23 protein-coding genes and 4 pseudogenes are annotated in these 25,852 nt (G+C 71.4%); 12 read left to right on the top strand and 15 right to left on the bottom strand.

The features are described 5' to 3' along the window. The 4 genes from ACWC09_RS10365 to ACWC09_RS10350 all read right to left on the bottom strand — a co-directional run. On the bottom strand, positions 1 to 680 hold a 680-nt coding region (locus ACWC09_RS10365; protein ID WP_450850111.1), incomplete at its 3' end, for an aldehyde dehydrogenase family protein. Between the two features lie 258 nt (positions 681 to 938). Then, complete coding sequence (locus tag ACWC09_RS10360; RefSeq protein ID WP_450850110.1) at positions 939 to 2,234, bottom strand: GAF domain-containing protein; 1,296 nt, start codon at positions 2,232 to 2,234, stop codon at positions 939 to 941. A gap of 106 nt (positions 2,235 to 2,340) precedes the next feature. Beyond that, complete coding sequence (locus ACWC09_RS10355) at positions 2,341 to 2,940, bottom strand: N-acetylmuramoyl-L-alanine amidase (protein ID WP_450850109.1); 600 nt, start codon at positions 2,938 to 2,940, stop codon at positions 2,341 to 2,343. Between the two features lie 40 nt (positions 2,941 to 2,980). After that, the gene (locus ACWC09_RS10350) at positions 2,981 to 3,994 is read right to left on the bottom strand and encodes an acetamidase/formamidase family protein (RefSeq protein WP_450850123.1); all 1,014 of its coding nucleotides are present in this window, start codon (positions 3,992 to 3,994) and stop codon (positions 2,981 to 2,983) included. Positions 3,995 to 4,697: 703 nt separating this feature from the next. On the opposite strand from ACWC09_RS10350, the gene ACWC09_RS10345 reads away from it, so the two are divergent. Further along, positions 4,698 to 5,534: a prephenate dehydratase gene (locus ACWC09_RS10345; RefSeq protein WP_450850108.1), complete on the top strand. Its 837-nt coding sequence runs from the start codon at positions 4,698 to 4,700 to the stop codon at positions 5,532 to 5,534. A 120-nt stretch (positions 5,535 to 5,654) separates the two neighbouring features. Here ACWC09_RS10345 and ACWC09_RS10340 read toward each other — a convergent pair whose 3' ends face one another. Next, entirely contained in the window at positions 5,655 to 6,143 is a 489-nt protein-coding gene (locus tag ACWC09_RS10340) for a TetR/AcrR family transcriptional regulator (RefSeq protein ID WP_450850122.1), read from the bottom strand. Positions 6,144 to 6,322: 179 nt separating this feature from the next. On the opposite strand from ACWC09_RS10340, the gene ACWC09_RS10335 reads away from it, so the two are divergent. Together ACWC09_RS10335 and ACWC09_RS10330 are read left to right on the top strand one after the other, a co-directional pair. Then, complete coding sequence (locus ACWC09_RS10335) at positions 6,323 to 7,765, top strand: aldehyde dehydrogenase (RefSeq protein WP_450850107.1); 1,443 nt, start codon at positions 6,323 to 6,325, stop codon at positions 7,763 to 7,765. 608 nt (positions 7,766 to 8,373) lie between these two features. Continuing rightward, a complete protein-coding gene (locus ACWC09_RS10330; protein WP_450850106.1) occupies positions 8,374 to 8,820 on the top strand; it encodes a VOC family protein in 447 nt (148 codons plus the stop codon). Between the two features lie 468 nt (positions 8,821 to 9,288). Here the strand turns inward: ACWC09_RS10330 and ACWC09_RS10325 are convergent. Further along, positions 9,289 to 9,617: pseudogene (locus ACWC09_RS10325) on the bottom strand (hypothetical protein). 117 nt (positions 9,618 to 9,734) lie between these two features. Next, positions 9,735 to 10,298, bottom strand: coding sequence for a CGNR zinc finger domain-containing protein (locus tag ACWC09_RS10320; RefSeq protein ID WP_450850105.1), 564 nt, complete (start codon positions 10,296 to 10,298; stop codon positions 9,735 to 9,737). Positions 10,299 to 10,576: 278 nt separating this feature from the next. Between ACWC09_RS10320 and ACWC09_RS10315 the strand changes: the two are divergent. Continuing rightward, a pseudogene (locus ACWC09_RS10315) lies at positions 10,577 to 10,738 on the top strand (cytochrome b/b6 domain-containing protein); the annotation flags it as partial. A gap of 48 nt (positions 10,739 to 10,786) precedes the next feature. Here the strand turns inward: ACWC09_RS10315 and ACWC09_RS10310 are convergent. Together ACWC09_RS10310 and ACWC09_RS10305 are read right to left on the bottom strand one after the other, a co-directional pair. Next, positions 10,787 to 10,870 (bottom strand): annotated as a pseudogene (locus tag ACWC09_RS10310) (SsgA family sporulation/cell division regulator); the annotation flags it as partial. A gap of 179 nt (positions 10,871 to 11,049) precedes the next feature. Continuing rightward, positions 11,050 to 11,478, bottom strand: coding sequence for a hypothetical protein (locus ACWC09_RS10305; protein ID WP_450850104.1), 429 nt, complete (start codon positions 11,476 to 11,478; stop codon positions 11,050 to 11,052). A 233-nt stretch (positions 11,479 to 11,711) separates the two neighbouring features. Here ACWC09_RS10305 and ACWC09_RS10300 point away from each other — a divergent pair, with 233 nt between their 5' ends. The 3 genes and pseudogenes from ACWC09_RS10300 (at position 11,712) to ACWC09_RS10290 (ending at position 12,771) form a co-directional block, all read left to right on the top strand. Next, positions 11,712 to 11,906, top strand: a complete 195-nt coding sequence (locus tag ACWC09_RS10300) for a hypothetical protein (RefSeq protein ID WP_450850103.1) — start codon at positions 11,712 to 11,714, stop codon at positions 11,904 to 11,906. Further along, positions 11,864 to 12,448: pseudogene (locus ACWC09_RS10295) on the top strand (AfsR/SARP family transcriptional regulator); the annotation flags it as partial. The gene ACWC09_RS10300 and the pseudogene ACWC09_RS10295, both read left to right, overlap by 43 nt. 161 nt (positions 12,449 to 12,609) lie before the next feature. Then, positions 12,610 to 12,771, top strand: coding sequence for a hypothetical protein (locus tag ACWC09_RS10290; protein ID WP_450850102.1), 162 nt, complete (start codon positions 12,610 to 12,612; stop codon positions 12,769 to 12,771). A 27-nt stretch (positions 12,772 to 12,798) separates the two neighbouring features. Here the strand turns inward: ACWC09_RS10290 and ACWC09_RS10285 are convergent, their stop codons facing one another. Then, positions 12,799 to 14,016 (bottom strand): ROK family protein, encoded by a 1,218-nt coding sequence (locus ACWC09_RS10285; RefSeq protein WP_450850101.1) that lies wholly within the window; start codon positions 14,014 to 14,016, stop codon positions 12,799 to 12,801. A gap of 10 nt (positions 14,017 to 14,026) precedes the next feature. Continuing rightward, on the bottom strand, positions 14,027 to 15,472 hold the full coding sequence (xylB, locus tag ACWC09_RS10280; RefSeq protein ID WP_450850100.1) for a xylulokinase: 1,446 nt from the start codon (positions 15,470 to 15,472) through the stop codon (positions 14,027 to 14,029). 124 nt (positions 15,473 to 15,596) lie between these two features. On the opposite strand from xylB, the gene xylA reads away from it, so the two are divergent. Together xylA and ACWC09_RS10270 are read left to right on the top strand one after the other, a co-directional pair. Continuing rightward, positions 15,597 to 16,763: a xylose isomerase gene (gene xylA, locus ACWC09_RS10275; protein ID WP_450850099.1), complete on the top strand. Its 1,167-nt coding sequence runs from the start codon at positions 15,597 to 15,599 to the stop codon at positions 16,761 to 16,763. 426 nt (positions 16,764 to 17,189) lie between these two features. Further along, complete coding sequence (locus tag ACWC09_RS10270) at positions 17,190 to 17,402, top strand: hypothetical protein (RefSeq protein WP_450850098.1); 213 nt, start codon at positions 17,190 to 17,192, stop codon at positions 17,400 to 17,402. Between the two features lie 224 nt (positions 17,403 to 17,626). Here ACWC09_RS10270 and ACWC09_RS10265 read toward each other — a convergent pair whose 3' ends face one another. Both ACWC09_RS10265 and ACWC09_RS10260 read right to left on the bottom strand, forming a co-directional pair. Beyond that, positions 17,627 to 18,895: an SWIM zinc finger family protein gene (locus ACWC09_RS10265; protein WP_450850097.1), complete on the bottom strand. Its 1,269-nt coding sequence runs from the start codon at positions 18,893 to 18,895 to the stop codon at positions 17,627 to 17,629. Further along, positions 18,892 to 21,741, bottom strand: coding sequence for an SNF2-related protein (locus ACWC09_RS10260; protein ID WP_450850096.1), 2,850 nt, complete (start codon positions 21,739 to 21,741; stop codon positions 18,892 to 18,894). The genes ACWC09_RS10265 and ACWC09_RS10260 overlap by 4 nt, the downstream gene beginning before the upstream one ends. A 246-nt stretch (positions 21,742 to 21,987) precedes the next feature. On the opposite strand from ACWC09_RS10260, the gene ACWC09_RS10255 reads away from it, so the two are divergent. Together ACWC09_RS10255 and ACWC09_RS10250 are read left to right on the top strand one after the other, a co-directional pair. After that, positions 21,988 to 23,040 carry a fatty acid desaturase family protein gene (locus tag ACWC09_RS10255; RefSeq protein ID WP_450850095.1) on the top strand — a complete coding sequence of 351 codons (1,053 nt, stop codon included), beginning with the start codon at positions 21,988 to 21,990 and terminating at the stop codon, positions 23,038 to 23,040. A 134-nt stretch (positions 23,041 to 23,174) separates the two neighbouring features. After that, the gene (locus ACWC09_RS10250) at positions 23,175 to 23,357 is read left to right on the top strand and encodes a hypothetical protein (RefSeq protein ID WP_450850094.1); all 183 of its coding nucleotides are present in this window, start codon (positions 23,175 to 23,177) and stop codon (positions 23,355 to 23,357) included. A gap of 168 nt (positions 23,358 to 23,525) precedes the next feature. Here the strand turns inward: ACWC09_RS10250 and ACWC09_RS10245 are convergent, their stop codons facing one another. Together ACWC09_RS10245 and ACWC09_RS10240 are read right to left on the bottom strand one after the other, a co-directional pair. Then, entirely contained in the window at positions 23,526 to 24,404 is an 879-nt protein-coding gene (locus tag ACWC09_RS10245) for a hypothetical protein (RefSeq protein ID WP_450850093.1), read from the bottom strand. A gap of 136 nt (positions 24,405 to 24,540) precedes the next feature. Further along, complete coding sequence (locus tag ACWC09_RS10240) at positions 24,541 to 24,837, bottom strand: hypothetical protein (RefSeq protein WP_450850092.1); 297 nt, start codon at positions 24,835 to 24,837, stop codon at positions 24,541 to 24,543. A gap of 99 nt (positions 24,838 to 24,936) precedes the next feature. Between ACWC09_RS10240 and ACWC09_RS10235 the strand changes: the two genes are divergently transcribed. Further along, positions 24,937 to 25,833 (top strand): oxygenase MpaB family protein, encoded by an 897-nt coding sequence (locus ACWC09_RS10235; RefSeq protein ID WP_450850091.1) that lies wholly within the window; start codon positions 24,937 to 24,939, stop codon positions 25,831 to 25,833. Positions 25,834 to 25,852 lie beyond the last annotated feature (19 nt).

The following is a 25,852-nucleotide window of genomic DNA, read 5'->3' as shown; positions in this document are numbered from 1 at the left end:
GCGCAGCAACTCCATGAAGCGGTGCATGTCGTGGGCCGACGCCACCATGCCGCCGCTGCCGGACAGGAAACGGGGGCGTCCGCCGCGCAGGGGCATCTCCAGGGCGTCCAGGAAGGCGGGTGCGGGGCGCTCGAAGATGCCAGCGCGGGCGCCAGCTTCCAGGTCGCCATCAGGATCGGGAAGTTCCACGGGATGATCTGCGCGACCACGCCGAGGGGCTCGTGGAAGTGGTACGCCACGGTGTCCTCGTCGACCTCGCCGAGCGAGCCCTCCTGCGCGCGGATCGCCCCGGCGAAGTAGCGGAAGTGGTCGATGGCCAGTGGGATGTCGGCGGCCAGCGTCTCGCGCACCGGCTTGCCGTTCTCCCAGCTCTCGGCCACCGCCAGTTTCTCGAGGTTCGCCGCCATCCGGTCGGCGATCTTCAGCAGGATGTCGGAGCGCTCGGTCACCGACGTACGGCCCCAGGCCGGGGCGGCCGCGTGCGCCGCGTCCAGCGCCCGCTCCACGTCCTCCGCCGTACCGCGCGCGATCTCCGTGAACGGCTGCCCGTTCACCGGCGACGGGTTCTCGAAGTACTGCCCCCGGGCCGGCGGAACGTACTCGCCCCCGATGAAGTGGTCGTAGCGCGCCTGGTAGGAGACGATCGCGCCCTCGGTACCGGGCGCCGCGTAACGGGTCATGCTCGTGTGCCTCCTTCAGCAGCGCTGCCCGCCGTTGGGCAGCTTCCGTGGGGAGGCTAGGGACGGCGACGTTGCAAATACGTTGCCGCCGAGTGCCGAGTGCCGAGTGCCGAGTGCCGAGTGCCGAGTGCCGAGTGCCGGATGGCAGGGGCGGGGTCGGGCACCGGCTGTCGGGTGACGGCGACGACTACGTTGCCGTGCTCGCCGGTGCCCGGCGGAGGCGCCCCGGTCGACGGGTCCGCTTCGGTCCTACGGCCGTCACGTCGGCGTGGCTCCCCTGCGGCCGTGGGCCCCGGTCCAGTCGGCCGGTGCCGCGAACTCCGTCTCCAGTGCCGTCAGCCGGGCCCGGACGGCCGCCGTCGGCCGTACCGCTGCGAGCGCCCGCCATATGTCGACGTCGTCCTCGCCCCACGGCGCGTGCGCCCAGTCGGCGAGCAGGTCCGGGTCCCGCCGGGCGATCAGCGCCGTACGCAGGCCGTCGGCGAGGCGGTGCCTGAGCCGCACCACCGCCGGGGCCTGGGACCCGGGCAGCACCGGGCCCGTATACGCCGACGCGGCCGCCGTGACCGCACCGGTCTCCAACCGCCGCTCCACGACGGCGACATCGCACTCGACCGGGACGGTGAGCCGATAGGGCCGCGAGGCCAGCAGCCCCGGCCCCAGCAGCCGCCGCAGCCTGGCCAGTTCGGCCCGCAACGTCACCGGCGGCACCGACTCGCCCTCGTACAGCGCGCACAGCAGCTCGTCTCCGCTCAGTCCCTCCGGATGCCGGGCCAGCAGGACCAGGATCTCGCTGTGCCGACGGCTGAGCCTGATCCGCCGCCCCTCGACGACGAGTTGGGCCTCGTCACGGCCCAACGCCGACAGCTCCGGTGTGTCCGGGCCGGGCCGCTCCGGCACGAGCAGCGCCAACTGCGACTCGGCGGCCCGCGCGACCGCCTGCACGAACCCCAGGCTGTGCGGATGTGCGAGCCCGTCCCCGCCGGTGATGTCCACCGCCCCGAGCACCCGCCCGGTCCGTGGATCGTGCACCGGAGCCGCCGCGCAGGTCCACGGCTGCACCCGCCGGATGAAGTGCTCGGCCGCGAACACCTGCACGGGCCGGTCCACCGCGACCGCCGTCCCCGGCGCGTTGGTCCCCATCGCGGTCTCCGCCCATCGGGCACCCGGCACGAAGTTCATCAGGCGCGCCTTCCGCCGGGTGGTCGGATGCCCCTCGACCCACAGCAGCCTGCCGTGCTCGTCGCACACCGCGAGCAGATGCTCCCCGTCGGCGGCGAAGGTCCCCATCAGCTCCCGGAACAGCGGCATCACCCGCGCCAGCGGATGCTCGGCCCGGTAGGCGCCGAGGTCCCCGTCCATCAGGTCCACGTCCGCCGTACCGTCGGGCCCCACGCCCGCCCGCGCGGAACGCCGCCAGGACTCGGCCACCACCGAGCGCACCGGACGCGTCACCGTGCCCGCCTCGGTGAACGTCTCATGCGCGCGACGCAGCATCAGCGCGCGCTCGGCAGGGTCGGCCCCCGGCTCCAGGGCCACCCACGGATCGGTCAACTGGGCCTCCCCGAAAGGTATGCGACTGGGGACATCGTCACTCCGGGTACGCGCCCGGACAACCGTTTCGACCGCGCTCACCCGGACGAGCACCCCGCCGCCCCTGTCAGGCGAGGTCGACCAGCCTCATATAGCGCGTCCAGTCCCAGTCGGGCCCGGGATCGGTGTGATCCGTCCCCGGCACCTCGTAGTGCCCGATGATGTGCGCCCGGTCCTTCCGGATACCGTACTTGGCACAGATCGCCGCGGTGAGCCTGGCCGACTGCTCGTAGAGGGCGTCGGTGAAGTAGGCGGGCCGGTCCACCCACCCCTCGTGCTCGATGCCGATGCTGCGTGTGTTGTAGTCCCAGTTCCCCGCGTGCCAGGCGATGTCCGCCTCCCGGACGCACTGCGCCACGCGCCCGTCGGCCGATCGCACCAGATAGTGCGCGGACACCTGCTTCTTCGGGTTCTGGAAGATGGCGAGCGTGTCGGCGTACGTCTCCTGCGTGACGTGGATGACCACGTAGTCGAGCGGATAGGAGTCGGGGCGGTCCGACGCCGTGTAGTTGGAGGCCGTCGCCGGCTGCCACTCGGCCGGCGGGTAGTCGACGGCCCGGGGCTGCGCGTCGGCCCGTGCGTCCGGCAGTAAGACATGGGGAACCGCGGCCAGGGCTGTGCCTTTCAGGAACAGTCGCCTGGAGGTACCGGGTCTTGCTCGCTCCATCGAGCCGTGCCTTTCGGTGTGCGTGCAGGGACGGGGCTGCTCATCGCCGCAGCGCCGCTGCGCTCTCCCGCAGCTGCGCATGCACCCCGCGGTGAGTCTCGCGTGCGGGCAGCCACTCTTTGCGGATCTTGGCCACGCAGGTGTAGTTGGTGTCGCACACGTTGGCCAACGGCGACTCCACCGCCTGGGTCGCGAACTGGTACGCGTCCAGTTCGCTGAACCCGTAGTCGCGCGCCAGCCACTGCACCAGGTCCAGCTGGGATATCCGGAACGCGTCCTCCAGCGGGCGGGCCGAACCGGTCGAGATGATGTGCGTGTCCGACTCGATGCGCGGCCACGGCGTGGCGACTCCCTTGAGCAGCTCGACGATCACCACGGTGTTCATCGCGCACTCGACCGCGACGCCACAGGTCTCACCCTCGCCCTGCCGGGCGTGCCCGTCGCCGAGGCTGAGCAGCGCGCCCTCCACGTTCACCCCGAGGTAGCAGGTGACGCCCGCCCGCATCTCGGGTGTGTCCATGTTGCCGCCGTGCGCGTCGGGCACCAGGGCCGACCGGACCTCGAGGTTGGCGGGGGCCACGCCCACCGTGCCGTGCATCGGATCGATGGGCAGCTCGGCCTCGATGTCGCTGTCGTGTGCCCGGAACAGCGCCGTGCGCCGGGTCCGGTCGAGCTGCCAGATCCACACGGTCTCCGGCAGCGGCGGCTGCAGTGTGGCGGTGGTGTGGGTGGAGGTGAGCGCGCCGAACAGGGGGACCGTGGTCGACGCGGCCCAGTCGCGGGCCGGCTCGATCGATACGAAGTGCACGGCGACCGTGTCGCCAGGCTCCGCCCCTTCGACGTGGAAGGGGCCGGTCTGCGGGTTGAGGAACGGGAACTCGCACACCTCGGACACCAGGTCCTTCTCCGACCGCACCCGCCCGGCGAAGCAGTCCTCGGTGTACAGGTCGAGGACGGTGCCGGGCGCGATGCGTGCCACGGGCGGCGCGCCGCCGAACGTCCAGGCGTACTCGCCCGGTTCGGGACGGACGGTCAGGATCCGAGGGTCGCTCATGGGTGGGCTGCTCCGATCTGCGAGGTGCCGGTGGGGGCGGGCTCGTCCAGGTGGACCCGGGCGGTCTCGGTCATGTGCTCGGGGTGTCGGCGCGTCAGCACGACCAGCACCACGAGCCCCGCGACCATCCATATCCCGACGATGGGCGTATGACACCGGTGCGGTCAGTTCGGTGACGAAGTCGAAGAGGGGCAGGCCGGCCGCGGTCAGCAGCGCGGGCACGAACGCGACGATGCCGAGGATCGGCAGCGGCAGATGGCGTACCGGCTTGAGCAACTCCCGCCTGCGGCGCAGGAAGTAGCCCGCGCAGGCGAGGTCCACGATGTAGACACCGATCACGACCGTCACGATCACCGTGGCGAGCAGCAGGAACGCCGTCACCGGGTCGTAGCCGAGCCCAGCCCCAGCACCGCGGCCGACCGCGACCACGGTCCGCATGGCGATCCACGTGTGCGACGTCCATCACTCACACCTCGCGCAGAAGACTGGATGCCTACAGCGGTTGACGTCACCTGGTGTGGCCGAAAAGGTCTGTTGTACGGCCCCCGAGCGTGGGCTCGACAGGCAACGGACTCCCGGGGCCGACACCCCTGGTGCGATTGATCGAGGTCGGTTCACCCATACTTCAGGAGGTGCGGTACGCGACGGAGCTTCTGCTGCCTCACGACAGGACACAGGACCTCCCCGAGGAAGGCTGAACACGGTGACGACCGCCGCATACCAGGGTGAACCCGGATCCAACTCGGCGACCGCCGCGCGCGCCCTGTATCCCGAGGGCGACGAAATGCCCTGCACGAGTTTCGAGCAGGCCCTGGACGCCGTGACGCTCGGCGCCGCCGACGTCGCCGTGATCCCGGTGGACAACTCGGCGGCCGGACGCGTCGCGGACGTACACCATCTGCTCCCGGAGTCGGGGCTGTTCATCGTCGGCGAGTACTTCCTCGCCATCCGCTTCGACCTGATGGGGGTGCCCGGCGCGACGCTGGACCAGGTGGAGTGCGTACGCAGTCACGTCCACGCGCTGGGACAGTGCCGCAAGGTGCTGCGGGAGGGCGGCTGGCGCACCCTCGTCAGCGACGACACGGCCGGAGCGGCGCGCGAGGTGGCCGAGCTGGGCGACCCCCGGCACGCGGCGCTCGCCCCGCCCGCAGCGGCCCGGCTCTACGGCCTCGATGTGCTGCGCACCGAGGTCGAGGACGACCCGGACAACACCACACGGTTCGTCGTCCTCGCCCGGGACGCCGCCCTGGCCCCGTACACCGGGGAGCCGACGATGACGAGCCTGTTCTTCTGCGTGCGCAACATCCCCAGCGCGCTGTACAAGGCGCTGGGCGGCTTCGCCAGCAGCGGCGTGAACCTCACCAAGATCGAGAGCTACCAGATGGGCGCCGGGCTCAACCCCAGCCGCTTCTACGTCGAGATCGAGGGACATCCCGACGACGAACGTGTCGCCCTCGCCCTGCACGAGCTGCGTTTCTTCTCCTCCGAGGTGCGCATCCTGGGGGTGTACCCCGCCCATCCGCACCGGCTGACGAGCTGACCCGCCGCTCACACATGTGCCCGACGCCGAGAAACATGCCGGCCTGATGGAGAGCCGGTCTCGGCGACCTTCCGAGCAGCGAGCCGTCCCGACCCGCCGCGTCACACCGCCGCCGGTGTGTCAGGCCGCTCCGAGGCCGTTCAGCAGAGTGTCGACCACGACGTCCGCGGCCTGTCCGGCGCTCAGTTCGGGCAGCTGCCGAGACACGAGGTGCATGAGCTGGGGCAGCAGCGCGCTCGCCCATCCCTCCGGGAGACCGGGCCGCAGGAGGCCTTCGTCGGTGGCGCGTCGGAGGAAGGCGTCGACCTCCTGGACCGCGGCGTCACGGCGTGTGTGGACGGTGTCGTCGGCGAGCATGCGGGCGAGGTCGACGGGCCAGGTGCGGTTGACGCCGATGATGTTCTCGACGTAGCGGTGCAGGGCGACGGCGACGGGTGCTTCGCGCAGTCGTGCGTCCTGGATGGCGTGTTCGATGGCCGTCAGGCGGGCTTCGTAGATGGCCGCCAGGAGGTCCTCGCGGGAGGCGAAGCGGCGGTAGACGGTACGCCGGTCCACACCTGCCTCGGTCGCGATGCTCGCGATGCTCGCGCCGGAGTCGACGGCGAGCATGCGTGCTCCCGTGGTCAGGACGGCTTCCAGGTTGCGTGCTGCGTCGGCTCTCACCGCCCCGAGTCTAGTGGCGGAATGTGCAGCCTGAGACATCTAGCGCCTCTCAGAAGTAGAGCCCTGTCGTCTAAGCGCTACAGTGGAGTGACATTTAAAGAGCGTACCGGAAGAAGAGGAAACGCATGATGACCTATGACCGGCTCTTCATCGGGGGTTCCTGGGTCGAGCCGAGCAACCCGGAGCTGCTCGACATCGCCTCGCCGCACGACCGGTCGGTGGTCGGCCGCGTGGCGCAGGCGCGGCCGGCGGACATCGACCGCGCGGTTGCCGCCGCGCGGGCGTCCTTCGGGGCGGGCGAGTGGCGTCTGACGCCGCCGATGGAGCGGATCGCTGTCCTGCGGCGGTTCAACGCACTGCGCGAGCGGAACGCGGAGAAGATCGCGCACCTGATCTCACGGGAGAACGGCTCGGCCGGATGGTTCACCCGGGCCGGACAGCCCGGCCTGACCCGGCAGGCGAATGCCTACCTGAAGGCGGCGGAGGAGTTCGGCTGGGAGGAGACACTCACTCCCTCCGACCCTGTGTCCCCGGTGCGCAGCGTGGTGCGCCGCGAGGCGGTCGGTGTCGTCGCCGCCGTAATCCCGTGGAACTCGCCCTTCTCCTCGGCCACTTCGAAGATCATCCCGGCCCTGGTCGCCGGCAACTCCGTGGTCCTCAAGGTGTCCCCGGAGAACTCGCTGAGCATGGGCTTCCTGGCCGAACTCCTTGAACAGGTGGGCCTGCCCGACGGCGTGATCAGCGTCCTGCCCGCGGACCGGGAGACCAGTGAGTACCTCGTGTCGCACAAGGAGGTCGACAAGATCGCCTTCACCGGCTCGACCCGGGCCGGTCGCCGCATCGCCGCGATCGCGGGCGAGCAGCTGAAGCGGGTCAGCCTGGAGTTGGGCGGCAAGTCCGCCGCCATCATCCTTCCCGACGCCGACATCGAGAAGGCCGTCGCGGGCGTGAAGTTCGGCTCCCTGCTCAACAACGGCGAGTCGTGCATCGCCCAGACCCGCATCCTGGCCCCCCGCGGCCGGTACGAGGAGGTCGTGGCCGCGTTGAAGGAGCTGGTGGAGTCACTGAAGGTCGGTGACCCCGACGACCCCGACACCTTCATCGGCCCCATGATCCGCCCCGACCAGCAGGAGCGGGTGCGCGACTACATCCAGCTCGGCATCGACGAGGGCGCCCGCCTGGTCACCGGCGGCACGCAGATCCCTGAGGGCCTGGAGAAGGGCAACTACGTCACGCCCACCGTCTTCGCCGACGTCGACACCTCCATGCGGATCGCGCAGGAGGAGATCTTCGGCCCGGTCCTGGTGGTCGTCGCCTACGACGACGAGGACGACGCCGTCCGCATCGCCAACGACTCCGAGTACGGCCTCTCCGGTGGCGTCTGGTCCTCCGACGAGGAGCACGCCCTGGCGGTCGCCCGCCGCGTCCGCACCGGCACCATCACCGTCAACGGCGCTTCCATCGCCTTCGACGGCCCCTTCGGCGGCTTCAAGGCCAGCGGCATCGGCCGCGAGTACGGCGCGGTCGGCCTCGGCACCTACACCGAGTACAAGACCATCACCATCTGACCCTCAGACGTCCTCCGGCACCCTCGGCCGCCACCCTCCGGCGGGATGGGTGCTCCGGCCCTCGTCCGCCCGTCGCCGCCCCTTGCGACGCGCGCGCGGTCGACACCCCACAGGCGACATCACCACCTTGACTGGTGACGAGATCGGCTGCCATGATTGCGTCACCGTCTGAACCGGTGATTTCTGGACAGTCCCGGGCGGCAGGCGACCCAAGGCCTCTCGACCCAGATGGGGAGCACCAGTCATGGCAGTCAGCCATACCGCCGTTGTCGACGTCGACGGAGAAGGCCGGAACGGCGGTCACGTCCGCTCCTCCGACGGTCTGCTGGAGACCGGCCTCGCGCTCCCAAGGAGCTCGGCGGCGCGGGTCCGTTCTCGGTGGTGTCGACCAGGCCACCGCCGAGGAACCCCTCCGACCGAAGAGCGAGGGCAGGACATGGCTTCCATGACGCACACAGAGGACCGTGACCGGTCGCCGGACACGCAGGCGTGGAACTGGGCGCAGAGCGCGGTGTTGTCGGGGTACGGCCCGGCGGCCTCGAGCTTCCTCTGACCGGCGGGGAACAGCGCGGCACCAAGACCGAACCATCGAAAGCGAGATCACAGCCATGGACATGAAGCTCGAAGTCGTCATTCTGCCCGTCTCCGACGTGGACCGAGCCAAGGGTTTCTACGTGGAGCGGCTGGGCTGGCGCCTCGACGCAGACTTCCCCATCAATGACGGGTACCGGATTGTTCAGGTGACCCCGCCCGGCTCCGAGTGCTCGATCATCTTCGGGGAGGGCCTCACCCGGCAGGAGGCGGGCACGCTCCACGGCCTGCAGCTGACCGTCACCGACATCGTCAAGGCCCAGGAGGAGCTGACCTCCCGCGGTGTGGAGGTCTCCGGCCCGTTCCGCGACGAGACCGGTGCCTTCCATCACGCCGGCGACTCCCACCGAGTGCCAGGACCGCACCCCGAGCGGGCCAGCTACGGCACCTTCGCCGCCTTCCAGGACCTCGACGGCAATGAGTGGTTCCTCCAGGAGGTCTTCCAGCGAGCCCCCGGCCGCTGAACACGGTTCCCGGCGCGGTCGAGCTCCCGCCGCGCCGGGACCGCCACCCCATCACGGGCCACCACACCCGTCCGACGTGCTTCCATCCCACCGACACCCACGCCGTCGCCGGACGCCGAGAACGTCGCGGACCACACCACCGCCGCGTCGACCACGAGGTCGGTCACCTCGCGGGCGCCGTCCAGTACCGCCCCGGCTACCGGGGCCGGGCGTCGGCGAGCTGGTCCACTCGGCCACCGTCGCCATCCCCGGAGAGATACCGGTCGAACGGTTGGCTGCGCCTGTTGGAGACGAGGTGGGGCTCATGACCACCGCACGGGACCGGGAGCTGGTCGCCCTGGGGTGCCCGTCTGCTGGACCGGGCGGCCGCCTCGCTCCGACGGCGGGCGTGGTCACACCTGTGAGTGGGGCGGCCGAACGCGAGAGGGAGAGGGTGGGGCGTGGAGGTGTCGGACGCAACCGTCCGACTCAGCCGGGCTTCACCAGGGTGTACATGACGGAACGCTCCTGCTTGTGATGCCTGATACGTCCCTTGGCGACCAGGGATTCGAGGGTGTTCCGCACCACCTGCGGGGTGGGGTTGCGGTCCGGGTGCTTCACGAGGAGTTCGTCCCGCAGCTCCTTCGCCAGGCGCGGCTCGTCGTACTTGCCGAGCAGGTCCGCCAGCAGGGCTTCCTCCTGCTTCAAGACCGTGATCCTCTCCGTCAGCTCCTGCTGCAGCCGACGGTTCTCCTCCAAGTCCGACGCGGCTTGTGGACGTACCGCGATCGGAGGGTGTCGGCCGACTGGCTGGTCACAACCGTTCACTCCCTCGATTCGGGTGACGGCGCGCATGTCACCCACGTCGAGGGGCACGTAGGCGCTGGTGTGGCCGGGGAGGTGGGAAGTGTGAACGGCGATGGCACATGTGGGTGTCAGTGTGCGGCGGCCGCGGGCGCGGACTTCTTGCGGGCGCGGTATGCGGCGGCCTTGATTTTGTTGCCGCAGGACTCCATGCCGCACCACTGGCGCCGCATGCCCCGGGAGCGGTCGATGTAGACCCGGGTGCACTCCGGGTTGCCGCACTCCTTCATCAGGGGGACGTCCGGGCCGCTGAGCAGTTCCACGGCCTGTCGGGCGACGGTCGCCAGCGCCTGCTCGGGGGTCGCGTCGGTGTGCCGTCCGGCCATGGTGAGCTGCGGCGTCACGGGGGTCTTGCGCGCGGCGGCGTTGACCACGGCGAGCGCCTCGCGGTCGAACTCCTCGCCGAGCCGGCGGTCCGTGACGAGGTGGTAGACGGCCTCGCGCACCGTCGTCGCCTCCCGGACGTCGTCCTCGGTGCCGGGTGTGATCGTGTCCACCAGCCCGGCCTCCACGTACCAGGCATTCAGCCGCTCCGGCGTCACGAACATCTCGAACCGGGTCGAGCGCCGGGCCCGGAGTGTGGCCGCGAAATCGAGTGCCGGGTGGCCGCATACGAATACATGGTCAAGGTTCACATCACCATCTTGACAGGTGACTTCTGTCGGGTGCAAGGCCCGTCACCGTTTCAGGTGGTGCCCGGCTGGCGGCGCGATCGCGATCGTATGGCACCTCGCGCGGTCCGCGCAGGTCAGAGTCGGTCGCGTCCCGGATCCAGACGTAGTTCGCGGCCCTGTCACCGTCGGCGCGGCCGGCGGCCGTGGCTCGCCGCGACGGCAGCTCCGTGGTCCGCGCCCGGTGCGGCCTCCGAACTCGTCGCACAGTCGCGGGGAGAGGTGGTTGGTGGGCTCGTCGAGCAGGCTGGATCGCCGGCGTCGTGGTGGTGATGATGTCCATCGGCCTGCTGATGTGGTTCATGCGGCTGTTGCCCTTCATCTCCCGCACCGGCGCGATCTTCGTCCACGACATCCTGGCCTGGGCGATCACCATCGTCGCCCTCGGACACATGCGCAAGGCGCAGCCGGGACGAGGGCCGTTCCCGAGGCAGCGCCGGCCGTATCCGGACGTCGCCGCAGCCGCTCGTCGACGTCAGGCCGCGATGGAGGGGCTCGCGGCTGCGCCAGACGAGACTCGGTCCTCGTTCCGGCATGAACGCGACCGTGATCACCGCGGGCATGTCCGGGTCGAAACGGAACTCCGCACATGCCGGCAGCGGGGTGTACTCATCGAGCATCTGGTCGACAAAGGGGCCGACAGCTCACGCTGCCGACCCCTCGAGGTGTGCTCCGTATCGAACCGTCGGCCCCCGGACCGCGGTTCCGGTGCGCGTCACTTCGCCTGAAGAGGGCCCGCGAAGGACTTGCGCAGGGACGAGGGAGCGGCCAGGGGGAGCAGCGCGGCGAGCATCCTTCCCTTGACCGTGCTCGGCTCCCGCGTCAGCTCGACATCGACCCGGGTGCCCTCGCCCTCCGGAGTCATCCGGAAGACCCAGCCGCCGCCGGCTCCGAAGAGCTTGGAGTCGAGCGTGGTGATGGTGACCGTGTCCCCGGCCGGCTCCCACTCGTAGCGTGCGCGCTCCCACGCTGCGGCGGTGCCTTCGGTGACCTCGGCCCAGGTGTCGCCGAGTTCGTGGACCTCGAAGTGTTCGGCGTCGATCGTGGGCCAGGCCTCGGCGCGCGCGGGGCTGAAGTCGGTGAGCACCGCCAGCACTTCCTTCGGGCCGAGCTGGGAGACGAGATGGAACCGTACGACTGCCATGGGGTGTCCTCACCGAGAAGTAACCGCTCTGACTGGTGACGAGAGATTTTCATAGGTTTACGTCACCCGTCAAGATGGTTATTCGACTCAGATCAACCGGTTCGCCTGACTGGCCAGAAGTGCCTGAAGGCGCTTCAGTCACCGTCTTGACTGGTGACGATTCGAGATGCAAGCTGAACCTGGTCCCGTCGGCCGACGGGACCTGTCCACGACCGATGAGGTGGAGGCTGGTCATGAGCCAGGAAGCCACGACGAACGCCGCTGCGGCGGCACGGCATGCGCGCTTCGGCAAGCTGCCCGAGCGCATCCCGTTCGAGAACATGACCGAAATGGTCGAGTCCGTGCCGAAGGGCGCGGCGAGTGCCTCGGACCAGGACACCGGCGCATGGCGCACCTTCTCTTGTCTGGCCCTCGACCTGGGGCTCTAGCGCTCGGCGCAGGACCACATTGCGCGAGCACGCACCGTCAACACGGGGGCACGGCTCCGAACCCGATCCGTCGCGACGCCCGGGCCGATTCCGTGCACCCGCCAGCCCGAGGTGACGCAACCCTGCGCGGCGAACTCGGTGCGGCCCTCGTCCGCGTTCGCGCGCCCCTGGACCCTGACGCGCTGGTTGCACATGTCTGGCGCGGCGACACGGAGCTGGTGCTGGGACCACCCAAGCAGCGCGCCCTGCTCGCTCTGCTGCTGACCCAGGCGGGACATCCGGTCGCCGTCCACGAGATCGTCGACGCTCTGTGGGGACAGGACCCTCCGGACACCGCCGTCAACGTCGTCCAGCGGCACGTCGGGGCGTTGCGCCGGCTGCTCGAACCCGACCTCCCGGCCGGGGGCGAGTCGCGGTGGCTGGTGCGCGGCTCGGGCGGCTACCGGCTGGAGGTCGACCCGGACCGTCTCCACCTGCTGCGGTTCCGTGGCCTGCGGCAGCAGGCGGAGCGGGCGGCGCACGACGATCGACCGGCCGCCGCCACCGAGTTGCTGATCGAGGCCCTGGGTCTGTGGCGCGGGCCCACGGCCTCCGGGATCGCGGTTGTCCGCGGTGACCTCGCCATTACTGTCCTCGCCGCACCTCATCGACATCAATCAGACGTCCCTGTACCGCTTCGACGCCGACACCGCCGACCCGTTCCATGCGCCGACAGGACGGCCAGATCCAGATCGCCGTGGGCGGTCGGCCCCTCTACCGCTTCTCGGGCGACAGCAGGCCCGGCGACCTCAACGGCCAGGGAATCGACGGCAAATGGTTCGCGGCGGGCCCCACCGGAGAGGCCGTACAGAACGCACAGTCGTGACGACTTTCTGCCGGTCCTGGGTCTCATTCACGGCGTGGGTGCCACACCGGCCACCGCCGCCGGATCGTCGAGGACCGCCCGCACCACCGAGTGCGCGGCACCCAGCAGCGGCCCCTCGGGACCCAACCGCGAGACGGTCACCGGACAGGCGGGCCCCGCCGTGCGCCGGTCCAACTCGGCCTCCAGCGACGGCAGCAGCCAGGGCGCGAGCCCGGCCAGCGCACCGCCCAGCACGACGCTCTCGGGGTCCAGCAGATTCACCGCGCCGGTGAGCGCGATGCCGAGTGCCTCGCCGGCGTCGTGCAGGGCCCGTCGTACGTCCGTGTCACCGTCCGCGGCCCGGCCCGCGAGCAGCCCGACCCTGTCCTCGCCCGGCTCCAGCCCCGCCGCCCGCAGTACCGCCTCCTCACCGGCGTACTGCTCCAGACACCCCCGCCCGCCGCACGGACACGCGGGCCCCTCCGGCCGTACCGGCACATGCCCCAGCTCGCCGGCGAAACCACGCGTCCCGCGCAGCAGCCCCCCGGCCACCACGACGGCCGCACCGATGCCGATCTCCGCCGACACATGCAGGAAGTCATGCGGGGTGCTCTCGCCCAGCCAGAGTTCGGCGAGGGCACCGAAGTTGGCCTCGTTGTCGACGATCAGCGGATGGTCCGTGGGGAGCAGCGCGCCGAGGTCCGTGTCGTGCCAGCCGAGGTTCGGGGCGCTCACGACGGTGCGCGCGTCGCGGGCCACCAGACCCGGCACGGCCACCGCGAGGCCCGCGGGCCACAGTCCCTCGCGCTCGGCCTCGGCGACGACCCGGTGCACCAGCTCGGTGAGTTCGTCGATCACCGGCTCGGGGGAGCGGCCGCGGTTGGTGCCGTGCCGCACCGCCCGGGCCCGCACCTGTCCGCGCAGGTCGACCGCGCACACCGCGAGATGGTCGACGCCCACCTCGGCGCCGATCCCGGCGGGACCGTGTCCGCTGACGGCGAGGGCAGAGCCGGGGCGGCCCACCCGGCCGGGCCGCTCGGGGCCCAGCTCCTGGAGCAGCCCCGAGCGTATGAGCTCGTCGACGAGTGTCGAGACCGCGGCCCGGGTCAGGCCGATGCGCGAGGCGACGGCGGCGCGGGAGAGCGGGCCCTCGGCGCTGACGGTGTGCATCACCCGGGCCAGGTTGCGCCGGCGCATGCCCTGCTGGGTGTCGGGCAGCGCGCGGCCCGGCCCGGCCGGGTGCGCCTCGTGCAGCGGTGCGGTCATGCCCCCGTCCTCAACGGCTTTCGGTGCTCCGCTCCAGCAGCGGGGCCGCGTCGGAGAGTACCCCGGCGATCCTGGCCAGCGTCTCCTCGTCCCGCTCCACGGCATCGAGCACCGGGCCCGCGGCCGTGTTCCAGCGCCGGGCGACCGCGGCCGGATCCTCGCCGGTCAGCAGGCCCGCCGCCTGCGCCGCCGCGCCGAGTGCGACCAGTTCCTTCGCCTCCGGCACCTGCACCGCACGGCCCGACAGCCGGCGTACGGTCTGCTGCCAGGCCGTGCCCCGGGCGCCCCCGCCGATCAGCAGCAGCGGCGCCGAACGGTCCGCGTCCTCGTCGAGCACCAGGTCGAGCGCGCCGAGCAGGGAGTGCACAGCGCCGTCGTAGGCGGCCTGCAGGAGCTGACCGGCGGTGGTGTCGTGGCGCAGGCCGTGCAGCAGTCCGGAGGCGCCCGGCAGGTTCGGGGTGCGCTCGCCGTCCAGATAGGGCAGGAGGGTGATGGCCGTGGTGGGCTCCACCGCCTCGCGGTCCAGGCCCAGCAGCGCGGCGACGCGGTCGACGGCGAGCGTGCAGTTCAGGGTGCAGGCCAGCGGCAGCCAGTCGCCGTGCGCGTCCGCGAAGCCCGCCACGGTGCCGGTCGGATCGGCCGGGCGGCGTTTGGAGACGGCGTACACCGTGCCCGAGGTGCCCAGGCTCAGCACCGGTGTGCCGGGCCGCAGCCCGAGGCCCAGCGCGGCGGCCGCGTTGTCGCCCGTCCCCGGAGCGACCAGGGTGCCCTTGGAGAACGGCAGGTCATGGCCGTCGCGCACGGTCCCCGCCACCTCACCCGGGCGGACCACGCGGGGCAGCAGCGCCGGATCGAGGCCCACATGCGCGAGGGTCTCCTCGTCGTACGACTCCGTCCCGGACGCCCACCAGCCCGTCCCCGAGGCGTCGCCGCGGTCGGTCGTGCCCTGACCCGTGAGGCGCTCGGTGAGGTAGTCATGGGGAAGACGCACCGCCTTGGTGGCGCGCACCGCCTCCGGTTCGTTCTCGGCCAGCCAGGCCCACTTCGTGATCGTGAAGGACGGGCCGGGCACACTGCCGGTCCGCTCCGCCCAGGCCTTCGGGCCACCCAGCTCCTCGATCAGCCGGCGGGCCTGCGGCGCCGAGCGCACGTCGTTCCACAGCAGCGCCGGGCGCACCGGCTCGCCCCGCTCGTCCAGCGTGACCAGGCCGTGCTGCTGCCCGCCGATCGACACCGCGGCCGCCTCGTGCGCCGCGTCACCGCACTGGCGCAGGGCCTCGCACAGGGCGTCCCACCACTGGCGCGGGTCGCTCTCGCGGCCGGCCCCGGAGGAGACGGTGTGCGGTGCCTGACCGCTCGCGACGACCTGACCGGTGGCCGCGTCGACGACCAGCGCCTTGGTGGACTGGGTCGACGTGTCCACGCCGACGACGAGCGGACCCTCGGCTGCTGACATCGGGCTCTCCTTTTTCCGCGGCTCAACCGGATCCCTTCCCAGGGACGCTCCTGCATACTAATTTGTAAACCGCCATGACGAAATAGTCGTAAGCAAGCGTCGTCACCAAGCAAGGAGCCGCGGTATGAGCTACCAGCCCACCCCCGATGACAGGTTCACCTTCGGCCTGTGGACCGTCGGCTGGCAGGGAAGGGACCCGTTCGGCGACGCCACGCGGCGTGCCCTCGACCCGGTCGAGACGGTGCAGCGCCTGAGCGAGCTGGGCGCCTACGGCGTCACCTTCCACGACGACGACCTGATCCCCTTCGGGTCCTCCGACAGCGAGCGCGAGGCGCACATCAAGCGCTTCCGTCAGGCCCTCGACGCGACCGGCATGACCGTGCCGATGGCCACCACCAACCTCTTCACGCACCCCGTCTTCAAGGACGGCGCGTTCACCGCGAACGACCGCGACGTGCGCCGCTACGCCCTGCGCAAGACGATCCGCAACATCGACCTCGCGGTCGAGCTGGGCGCCAAGACCTACGTCGCCTGGGGCGGCCGCGAGGGCGCCGAGTCGGGCGCCGCCAAGGACGTCCGCGTCGCTCTCGACCGTATGAAGGAGGCCTTCGACCTCCTCGGCGAGTATGTGACCTCCCAGGGCTACGACCTGAAGTTCGCCATCGAGCCCAAGCCGAACGAGCCGCGCGGTGACATCCTCCTGCCCACCGTCGGCCACGCCCTCGCGTTCATCGAGCGCCTGGAGCGCCCCGAGCTCTACGGCGTCAACCCGGAGGTCGGCCACGAGCAGATGGCGGGTCTGAACTTCCCGCACGGCATCGCGCAGGCCCTGTGGGCGGGCAAGCTCTTCCACATCGACCTCAACGGCCAGTCCGGCATCAAGTACGACCAGGACCTCCGCTTCGGCGCCGGCGACCTGCGTGCCGCGTTCTGGCTGGTCGACCTGCTGGAGAGCGCCGGTTACGCCGGCCCGAAGCACTTCGACTTCAAGCCGCCGCGGACCGAGGACCTCGACGGCGTGTGGGCGTCGGCCGCCGGCTGCATGCGCAACTACCTCATCCTCAAGGAGCGCGCGGCCGCCTTCCGTGCCGACCCGGAGGTGCAGGAGGCTCTGCGCGCCTCGCGGCTGGACCAGCTCGCCCAGCAGACCGCGGCGGACGGCCTCGACGCCCTGCTCGCGGACCGCAGCGCCTTCGAGGAGTTCGACCCCGAGTCGGTCGCGGCGCGCGGGATGGCCTTCGAGCAGCTCGACCAGCTGGCGATGGACCACCTGCTGGGCGCGCGCGGCTGAACGGCACGGGTACGCGCGCGTGCATCGCAACGCGTACGCGCGCGTACCTGATCCGTCCCCGCACGGAATGCTCCGGAATCGTATGGTCCATGGCATGGGGGCGTATCAACTCCCGTGCGGGGCTCGCGCCATGTCCGCTGCGAGACGATTCTGGATGGTATGGCCATGCCGCCCGTACCTCCTCAGCCGCCTGGACCGCCGGATGACACGCCGCCTCGGGGCGGCGGTTTCGGACCGCCCACGGAAAGCTACGGCCACGGAGCCGCAGGGAACTTCGGACCACCCCCGGGCGGCGGGTACGGCCCCCCGCCGGGAGGCGACGAGCCGACCGTCCACGGTGGTTGGCAGCCGCCGCCGGACCCGTCCAGGAGGAGGCGGTGGCACATACTCTCCGTCCTCTTCGCCGGCTTCGCGGCGGGTGCCATCGTGCTGTGGGTCTCCGGCAGCCACGACTCCACCGACAAGAAGCCGGCCCCCGAGAGCAGTGCGAGCGCGAGCCACTCGGCGGCACCGTCGCTGAGCATCCCGACCGAACTGCCCAGCAAGCTGCCCTCGAAGGTGCCAACGAAGCTCCCGAGCGAGATCCCGAGCGACATCGCGTCACTGATCCCGTCCCTGGGCGGCATCGACCTGCCGTGACGACGCGAGGTCAGATGCCGTGCGGCAGCCGCACGTAGGTCACCCTCGTCTCGATACCGCTGTCGATCAGCCGGCCCTGCGCGTCGAACGCGTCACGATCGGAGGGCGAGCAGACCGTGTCCGCCGCACGAGCACCCCGGATGGGTCTCGGAGTACGAGGCTCTGCCGGACAAGTGCGCCGGCAGAGCCCCGGCTTGCGCCGGCAGAGCCCCGCCGGGCCGCGGTCAGACGCTTTCGTCATCGGTGGTCGGCTCCAGCGCGGCCAGCGCCGAAGCCGGATCCTGAGCTGCCGGGCCGGCAGGCTTCCACCGGCCCCGCTCCTTGCGATACGGCCACCAGCGTCCGTCTCGCCCCAGACGCAGCTGATCCGGTGAACCGACGACCGTCCAGCGGTTGGCGTCGGACCGCAGTGACGGCCGTTCGTCCCCTTCCCAGGCCGATTCCAGAGCGGCACGCGCGCGTGCCAGCGTTTCGCCCGAGACGGTCCACTTCTGCTCCAGCACGCTCAACGCCGCCGCACCTCCGAGCTCCCACGCGCGCGTGGCCCGTACCAGCCCCTCTCGGTCCCGCCCCGACTCCTCGGCCAGCCGGTCGGCCATGGCAGAGGTGGGCGCGCCGACGGCCAGCCGCACGGCGTCCTGAGCAACCGTCAACTCCGGCACTTCCCCGGCCTGTTCCGTGCCGGGCCGCAGCGCCTCCGCGAGCAGCCTGTGTGCCTCGACGGCGGTCCGGGCGGCCAGGTGGCGAAGCGCGTCCGGGGCGATCCCCGCAGCGGGAGGGGCGTCGGTGTCCAGGGACGGCGGTGTGCCGGGCTCGGCAGGCAGGTCCGGGAGTGCAGGCAGGGGCGGCAGGACGTCGCCGGCCGCATACGCCTCGACGGCGTCCACCCCCTCCGGCTCGGCAGGCACCCCGGCAGTCGAGGCGCTGCGGGTCTGGAGCGCGTCCAGGAGAGCGCGGTCGCCCCGCCCTCGCATCAGCAGCAGGACGAAGGGGTCCTGGTCCAGCAGCCGGGCCACCTGGTAGCACAGGGCCGCCGTGTGCCCGCAGTGGTCCCAGGCGTCGCAGTCGCACTGTGGCTCCAAGTCGCCCATGCCCGGCAGCAGTTCGACGCCCGCGCCCGCCGCGTCCTCGACCAGGTGCGGCGGCATCTCGTGATCCAGCAGCGCCGCGACGTGTCCGGCCCGCTCGACCGCCATGTCCAGGAAGAGGTCCCACTGCTCGTCGTGCAACTCGGCCAGCAGGACATCGGCCCGGTGCGCCGTACGGTCGCGGTCCTGGACCACCGCCGTGATGCGTCCCGGCCGCACGGACACCGCTCCCACCGCTCCCATGCGCGCGAGCCTGCGCCCCGCCTTCAGCTGCCCGGAGTCCAACGCCGCGTCCTCCAGCGCCTTCAGCCAGGCCTGACCCCACCACGTCCGAGCGAAACCCCGTCCGTGCGCGGGCGGCAGGGCCGCGAACGTGCGTTCGCCGTCCTCGTCGTACCGGTTCATCGCGTACCCCCTCTCAGCTCGACCAGATCGGCCAGCTCCGCGTCCGTCAGCTCTGTGAACGCCGCCTCGCCCGAGCCCAGCACCGCGTCGGCCAGTTGCCGCTTGCGGTCCAGCATGTCGGCGATACGGTCCTCGACCGTTCCCTCCGCGATCAGCCGGTGCACCTGCACCGGCCGGGTCTGGCCGATGCGGTACGCCCGGTCGGTGGCCTGTGCCTCGACGGCCGGGTTCCACCAGCGGTCGTAGTGCACGACGTGCTCGGCCCGGGTGAGGTTCAGCCCTGTGCCCGCTGCCTTCAACGACAGCAGGAAGACGGGGACTTCACCGTCCTGGAAGCGCCGCACCATCGCCTCGCGTTCGGCGACGGGCGTCCCGCCGTGCAGGAACTGCGTGGGAACGCCGCGGGCCGCCAGGTGCCGCTCGACGAGGCGTGCCATGCGCACGTACTGGGTGAAGACCAGAACGCTCGCCCCCTCGGAGAGGATGGTGTCGAGCAACTCGTCCAGCAGCTCCAGCTTTCCCGAGCGCCCGGCGATCCTCGGCCGCTCCTCCTTGAGGAACTGCGCCGGGTGGTTGCAGATCTGCTTCAGCCCCGTCAGCAGCTTCACGATCAGCCCGCGCCGGGCCATGCTGTCGGCGCCGGAGATCTCCGCGAGCGTCTCGCGCACCACCGCCTCGTACAGCACGGCCTGTTCCTCGGTGAGCGACACGGCACGGTCGGTCTCGGTCTTCGGCGGCAGTTCCGGTGCGATCCCCGGATCCGACTTGCGTCGACGCAGCAGGAACGGCCGGACCAGCCGCGAGAGCCGCTCCGCGGCGGCCGGATCCCGACCGGTCTCGACGGCCTGCGCGTACCGGCTGCGGAAGGTGCCGAGCCGCCCCAGCAGGCCTGGAGTCGTCCAGTCGAGGATCGCCCAGAGCTCCGACAGACTGTTCTCCACCGGTGTGCCGGTGAGCGCCACGCGTGTGTGTGCGCCGATGGAACGCAGTTGTCGCGCGGTCGCGGAGTACGGGTTCTTCACGTGCTGCGCCTCGTCCGCCACGGCCATGCCCCAGGCCACCTCGGCGAGCCGGTGCGCGTCCAGGCGCATCGTGCCGTACGTGGTGAGCACGAACTCCCCGTCGGCCACGCCTTCCAGGTCGCGCCGCGCCCCATGGAAGCGGCGCACGGGTGTACCGGGCGCGAACCGCTCGATCTCGCGCTGCCAGTTGCCCATCAGGGAGGTCGGACAGACCACGAGGGTGGGACCGGCCGTCGACGCGTCGGCCTGCCGGTGCAGATGCAGCGCGATCAGCGTGATCGTCTTGCCGAGCCCCATGTCGTCGGCCAGACAGCAACCCAGCCCCAGGGACGTCATCCGCACCAGCCAACCCAGGCCCCGCAGCTGGTAGTCCCGCAGCGTGGCCGCGAGCGCGGCGGGCTGTCCGACGGGCTCCTGTGCCTCGGGGGCCGCGAGACGCTCCCGGAGGGCCTTCAGCCAGCCCGTGGGGTGTACGTCCACCAGGAGGCCGTCGACTTCCGTGGAGCCCGTCAGGGCGGCGCTGAGGGCGTCGATGGGCGTGATCTTGCGATCCTGCCGGGCGCCGGCCCGCCGCACCTCCTGGGAGTCGACCAGGACCCACTGGTCGCGCAGCCGGACAAGGGGGCGCCTGGCCTCGGCGAGCCGACCGAGCTCCTCGCGCGTGAGCGGCCGGTCGCCCAGGGCGAACCGCCAGTCGAAGGCGAGCAGCGCGTCGGCGGACAGGAACGACGGCGCTCCCGAGACACCCTCGCCCTCCGGCGGACCGATCACCGCGTGGGCGCTCAGTCCCCGGGCCAGTTCCCTGGGCCAGTGCACGTCGACTCCGGCCCCCGCGAGGGCGCGGGCGCCCTCGCCGAGGAGTTCGGTGACCTCCTCGTCGGCGAGGTCTACAGCGTCCGGCTCGCTCGCCGACAGAAGCGGTGCGAGCGGCGGCCAGGCCCGTGCCGCGCGGCGCAGCGCCAACAGGGCGTCCACGCGCGCGCGTGGACCGAAGCCCGCAGCCGGGTCCATGGAGGCGGCCCAGATGTCGGAGGCATCCGCCACGAGCCCCGGATCGCTCACGCCGTGCACCTGGAGCACGGCCCGGAACGCCACCGCCGCGTCCTCCGGCGCCGGGGCGTCGAGGCCGGACACCTCGATCCGCAGCGACAGCCTTACGCCCGCGTCGTGGCCCGCGGCGACATCGGCGGCCCACGCCCGTTGCTCGGGCATGTGCTGCGCTTCCCGGGCTGCGTAGGCGGGACCGCCGGTCACGAGCGGCGCGGCGGGGGAGCGCGGCAACGTGTCGGCGACCGCGTCCAGGAAGGCGCGCAGCAGTCGCTCCGGGTCGGGCAGACGCGGCGGCTCGATGCTGTGCATCGGCGTGGCGTGGGCCTCGGGCGGCATCGCGGCGGCCAGTCCGCGGATCCGGTCGACGTCCCGCGGGGACAGTGGGCCGATCCGCCAGGAGTCGTGATCGCCCGGGGACAGGCCGGGCAGCAGCAGTCCCCGTGCCACCAACTGCAGGGCGAGCACGGCGGCCGCACCCCAGAACACGGTCCCCCGGTGCGCCCGTGCGTCGGCACGCGCGCGGGTGAGAAGAGGCAGCGCCGCTCGGACCGGCAGGAGAACCGCGGGCACGTCGACCACCTCGACCCCGTCGCCGCTGGGCAGAGCCACGGTCAGCTCCCGGGCGGACCCGGCCGCCGCGGGCGGAGGCGTGGTGCCGTCGGGCCGCCAGAAGGCGACGGCGCCGCCACGCGCCGGGTCGCCGGGCACGAAGACGGCACAGCAGCGGGCCAGCTCCGAGATCTCGGACGGTGATGCCGCAGGGAACCTCTGCACAGCGATCCCGCACTCCTCAAATTTGACTACTGAGATCGGAGTCGCCGAGGGTACAGCAATCCGGCGGGACGGCCGACACGACCCGGCCTCCGGGACGCCGCCTCGCTCCGGGGGTGTTGTCATCCCCCCTGTGCACCACGGGCTGGCCCCCGCCCGGACACGGGGGGTGGCGTCATGGTCGCCACAGGTGATCGGTTCGTACGTTTGCTGAGGTCAGCCCGTTGCCCGAAGAGCCGGAGACCGGACATGCCCGAGCCCACCACAGCCGTCGCCGAAATGGTCCGCGCACCACGGGACGCACCGCCCGCCGGAAGCGACTTCGCGCCCCTCCTGCGCACGGTCAAAGGCCAGGGCCTCCTGGAGCGACGCCCCACCTGGTACGCGCTCACCATCGCCGCCAACGCGCTCGCCCTGGCCGGCGTCGTCACGGGCATCGCCCTCACCGGCGAATCCTGGTGGTCGCTGCTCCTGGCCCCGCTGCTCGCCGTGTTCTCCGCACGCACCGCCTTCATAGGCCACGACGCCGGACATTCCCAGATCACCGGCAACAGGACGGCCGCCCGTCTCATCGGCCTGGTCCACGGCAACCTGCTCCTGGGGATGAGCTACGCCTGGTGGAATGACAAGCACAACCGCCACCACGCCAACCCCAATCACATCGACAAGGACCCGGACGTCGTCGCCGACATCCTCGTCTTCACCGGCGCGCAGGCCGCGCGCCGGTCGGGCTTCCGGGGCTGGCTGACCCGCAACCAGGCCTGGCTCTTCTTCCCGCTCGCCCTCCTCGAAGGCGTCGCCCTGAAGGTCCACGGCTTCCGGGACCTGCGGCGTCTGCCGGCACGGGAGCGCGCGGTGGACGGCGCCCTCCTGCTGACCCACGTGGCCGCGTACGTGACCTTGCTGCTCACGTGCATGTCTCCGGCGAGGGCGCTGGCGTTCGCCGCCCTGCACCAGGCGCTCTTCGGTCTGCACCTGGGGCTGGCCTTCGCGCCCAACCACAAGGGCATGGAGATGCCGGACCCGAACGGTGAGCGGTGGGGCCATCTGCGGCGGCAGGTGCTCACCTCGCGCAACATCCGAGGCGGTCCTCTGGTGGACTGGTTCCTCGGCGGTCTCAACTACCAGATCGAGCACCATCTGTTCCCGAGCATGCCCCGTCCGCATCTGCGACCCGCACGGCCCCTGGTGCGGGCCCACTGTCGGGAGTTGGGTATTCCTTACACGGAGACCGGGCTCGTCGACTCGTACCGGCAGGCCCTGAGTCACCTGCACGAGGTGGGCGAGCCCCTCAGGACGTGATGACCACGCGGGGTCTCAGGGGCGAGTCGGGGTTGCGGCTCAGGGTCCTCTCAGGGTCGCGGTGCGGAACTGCGGGAAGCGCGGGTCCGTTTTCAGGACAGAGAGCGGCAGTGGCCGCGAAGGAGGCGACATAGATGTCGAAGAACGCGAAGATCGCCATAGGGGGTGTGGCGCTCGGGCTCTTCCTGTGGATTTGGCTGCCCTTCTGGGCAGTGGTCCTGATCGTCGTGGGAGTCCCGACCGCCGCATACCTGACGCTGGACCCCTCACAGCGGCGCAGGCTGCGCCGCATCACCCGCAAGGAGCTCGGTCGCTGAGGCACCGCCGCGCGGAAGCGTCCCGGCCGGCCGGCGCACACGAGCCGACCACGGCGCCACCCGCGGACCGCACGAGGGTGCGGTCCGCGGACGGCCGCGCTTGATGTGCGGTGACGAACCCCGGCGGGCCGAGCACGGTGTGCCGCACCCGCCAGGACCGTCGACGGCTCAGCTGGGGCGTACCGCCATCTTGTCGAGCGCCTCCAGGAGGCCCGGCAGCTCCGGTCCCCGGCCCACCGGGAGCACTTCGCCGGGCTCGGCGTCGAGCAGCACGAACGCGATGTCGTCGGTCCTGGCCACGAGCGACCAACCGGGACCGTCCGCACGCAGGGTGCGCGCGTCGCCCGGGGCGAAGGACGACCGGACGCGGCCGAGCGGCGGCGGCGAGTCCACGTACGCGCGCGCCTCGGCGAGCACCCGCCGGATCCCGCTGTGGCCGGGGCGCTCGGCCTTCTCGTCGCTCTCGTCCTGACCGCTCGGAGCGGCCTTCCCTGTCTCCTCAGCGCCCTCGGCGGCTGCCGAGGACCCGTTGGCGCTCGGGAGGAAGTCCGCGTCGTTGATCTGCTCCCGCCACAGCGCCCACTGGAGCGCGATCTCGTCGGCGCCCAGGCGCCGTTGCGCAGGCCCCCAGATGGTCGTGTCCGGCGGCGACAGCGCGGGGCTCTCCGCGACCTCGGGGTCGGGATCGTGCGGCGCGGGCACGCCGGGAGCCGCGACGGCGACCGCGAGGGGCCACCCCGGCAGGGCGGCCACGACGGAGCGCTCGTCCGGTGAGAGGTCGTACTCCATCCCGCAGTCCCACGACGCGATGGCGACGGCGACCAGCGAGACGTCGTCGACGACGACCGTCCACCGGGCGCCCTCGCCGTCCTGGCCGATCACCAGGCCGTATCCGTCGGCGAGCGGCGCGAGGCCGAGCGCCGCGCAGGCCTCCGGATAGTCGTCGCCCAGCACGCTCGGAAACTTCGCCGGCGTCAGCAGTACCGCCGTGAGCACATAGAGCGCGTCGTCCGCGGCGGCGACGGCGTCCTCGTCCGTCCCGGCCATCCCAGCCTCCCCATCGTTCTGTCCAACGGCGCGCACCCTAGTGCGAGCGGAAGGCGCTTGTCACGATTCGCAAGCACACCCGGAGCTGCAGTTTTCCGGGTGGACGGGGCGAATCGACCGCCGGCCGGCCCGCATGTCAGGCCGCCGGGAGTCCGAGCAGCGTACGCGCCACGGTCCGCGGGGACTCGTCGCGCTCCCGCGCGAGCGCGATCACGGCACGGCATGCCAGCTCGTTGACCCCGAAGGACAGCGCCTCCGGGGACACCCACCCGGCCGCCTCCTCGATCCGCTCCTGGTCGTCCTCCGCGCAGGCCGAGACATACGCGGCGGCGGCTTCGAAAAGATTGTGTGTACGTTTGTCCCGGCCGTCGTTCATGTCCGCCCGGACGGCGTTGAGGAATCTGACACAGGACTTGCGCACCCTGCCCAACACGCTGACCACCTTCCCCCTGTGTGGCTGCCATGGCTGATCGTTCATCTTCTGCTACTCAACGTAGAGTTGGAGCCGCGGCTACAGAAGGGGGAAGGTGCGGTGAAGCGCTTTGAGCGGCTCGAACAGATCCGGCGGCTGGACCCGCACCGGGACGCCTCCGAGATCTACCGCCTCAGCTCGGCCTACGAGTTCCCGTGGGACTTCACCCGCTCCCTCGAACTGGCCCTCTACCGCACATACGCCGTGCCCAGCATCGGGCGACTGCTCGCCGAGACGGCGGAACTGACGGAGCGCGCGCAGAAGCGCTACGACGACACGACACTGCTTCTCGACGCGGTCGTGGAGCATGGATTCCACAGCGAGCAGGGCCGTACGGCGGTCCGCCGGATCAACCGGATGCACCACAGCTACGACATCAGCGACGACGACATGCGCTACGTCCTGTGCACCTTCGTCGTGATGCCCAAGCGGTGGATCGACACCTACGGGTGGCGCAGGCTGTCCCGGCACGAGACCGTCGCCTCCGTCGAGCACTACCGCACGCTGGGCCGGCTCATGGGCATCCCCGCCATACCCGCGTCCTACGAGGAGTTCGAGACCTGTCTCGACGCCTACGAGGAGGCCCACTTCGCCTGGGACGAGGGCGCACGCGGGGTCTCCGACGCCACCCTCGCCCTCATGGCCTCCTGGTACCCCCGCCCGCTGGCGCCCCTCCTGCGCACCACGACCCTCGCCCTGCTCGACGACCATCTCCTGCGGGCCTTCCGCTACGCACCGCCGAACGCCGCCACACGCGCGTTGGTGCGCAGCGCGGTACGCGCGCGTGGGCGCGCCGTCCGGTTGATGCCACCGCGGCGGACACCGCACCACGCGCGCCAGAACCGGGAGGTCAAGGGCTACCCGGACGGCTACGACCTGGACCACCTGGGCACTCGGCCCACGCCCGGCGTGCGGGGCTGCCCGGTGCGGCACCTGGGCGGCTCGGCGGCCGAGTAGCCGATCGTCTCCCGCAGCC

The sequence above is a fragment of the Streptomyces sp. NPDC001617 genome (assembly GCF_053596855.1).
Note: the sequence above shows the minus strand (reverse complement) of the source record. Positions and strands in the feature narration are given on the sequence as shown.

What these genes read in the sequence shown, in the direction of transcription:
- ACWC09_RS10355 (WP_450850109.1), bottom strand. Translation starts at nt 2,940, where the DNA reads ATGGAGCGAGCAAGACCCGGTACCTCCAGGCGACTGTTCCTGAAAGGC.
- ACWC09_RS10350 (WP_450850123.1), bottom strand. Translation starts at nt 3,994, where the DNA reads ATGAGCGACCCTCGGATCCTGACCGTCCGTCCCGAACCGGGCGAGTAC.
- ACWC09_RS10340 (WP_450850122.1), bottom strand. Translation starts at nt 6,143, where the DNA reads ATGCTCGCCGTCGACTCCGGCGCGAGCATCGCGAGCATCGCGACCGAG.
- ACWC09_RS10335 (WP_450850107.1), top strand. Translation starts at nt 6,323, where the DNA reads ATGATGACCTATGACCGGCTCTTCATCGGGGGTTCCTGGGTCGAGCCG.
- ACWC09_RS10330 (WP_450850106.1), top strand. Translation starts at nt 8,374, where the DNA reads ATGGACATGAAGCTCGAAGTCGTCATTCTGCCCGTCTCCGACGTGGAC.
- ACWC09_RS10305 (WP_450850104.1), bottom strand. Translation starts at nt 11,478, where the DNA reads ATGGCAGTCGTACGGTTCCATCTCGTCTCCCAGCTCGGCCCGAAGGAA.
- ACWC09_RS10300 (WP_450850103.1), top strand. Translation starts at nt 11,712, where the DNA reads ATGAGCCAGGAAGCCACGACGAACGCCGCTGCGGCGGCACGGCATGCG.
- ACWC09_RS10290 (WP_450850102.1), top strand. Translation starts at nt 12,610, where the DNA reads ATGCGCCGACAGGACGGCCAGATCCAGATCGCCGTGGGCGGTCGGCCC.
- ACWC09_RS10285 (WP_450850101.1), bottom strand. Translation starts at nt 14,016, where the DNA reads ATGACCGCACCGCTGCACGAGGCGCACCCGGCCGGGCCGGGCCGCGCG.
- xylB (WP_450850100.1), bottom strand. Translation starts at nt 15,472, where the DNA reads ATGTCAGCAGCCGAGGGTCCGCTCGTCGTCGGCGTGGACACGTCGACC.
- xylA (WP_450850099.1), top strand. Translation starts at nt 15,597, where the DNA reads ATGAGCTACCAGCCCACCCCCGATGACAGGTTCACCTTCGGCCTGTGG.
- ACWC09_RS10265 (WP_450850097.1), bottom strand. Translation starts at nt 18,895, where the DNA reads ATGAACCGGTACGACGAGGACGGCGAACGCACGTTCGCGGCCCTGCCG.
- ACWC09_RS10255 (WP_450850095.1), top strand. Translation starts at nt 21,988, where the DNA reads ATGCCCGAGCCCACCACAGCCGTCGCCGAAATGGTCCGCGCACCACGG.
- ACWC09_RS10250 (WP_450850094.1), top strand. Translation starts at nt 23,175, where the DNA reads ATGTCGAAGAACGCGAAGATCGCCATAGGGGGTGTGGCGCTCGGGCTC.
- ACWC09_RS10245 (WP_450850093.1), bottom strand. Translation starts at nt 24,404, where the DNA reads ATGGCCGGGACGGACGAGGACGCCGTCGCCGCCGCGGACGACGCGCTC.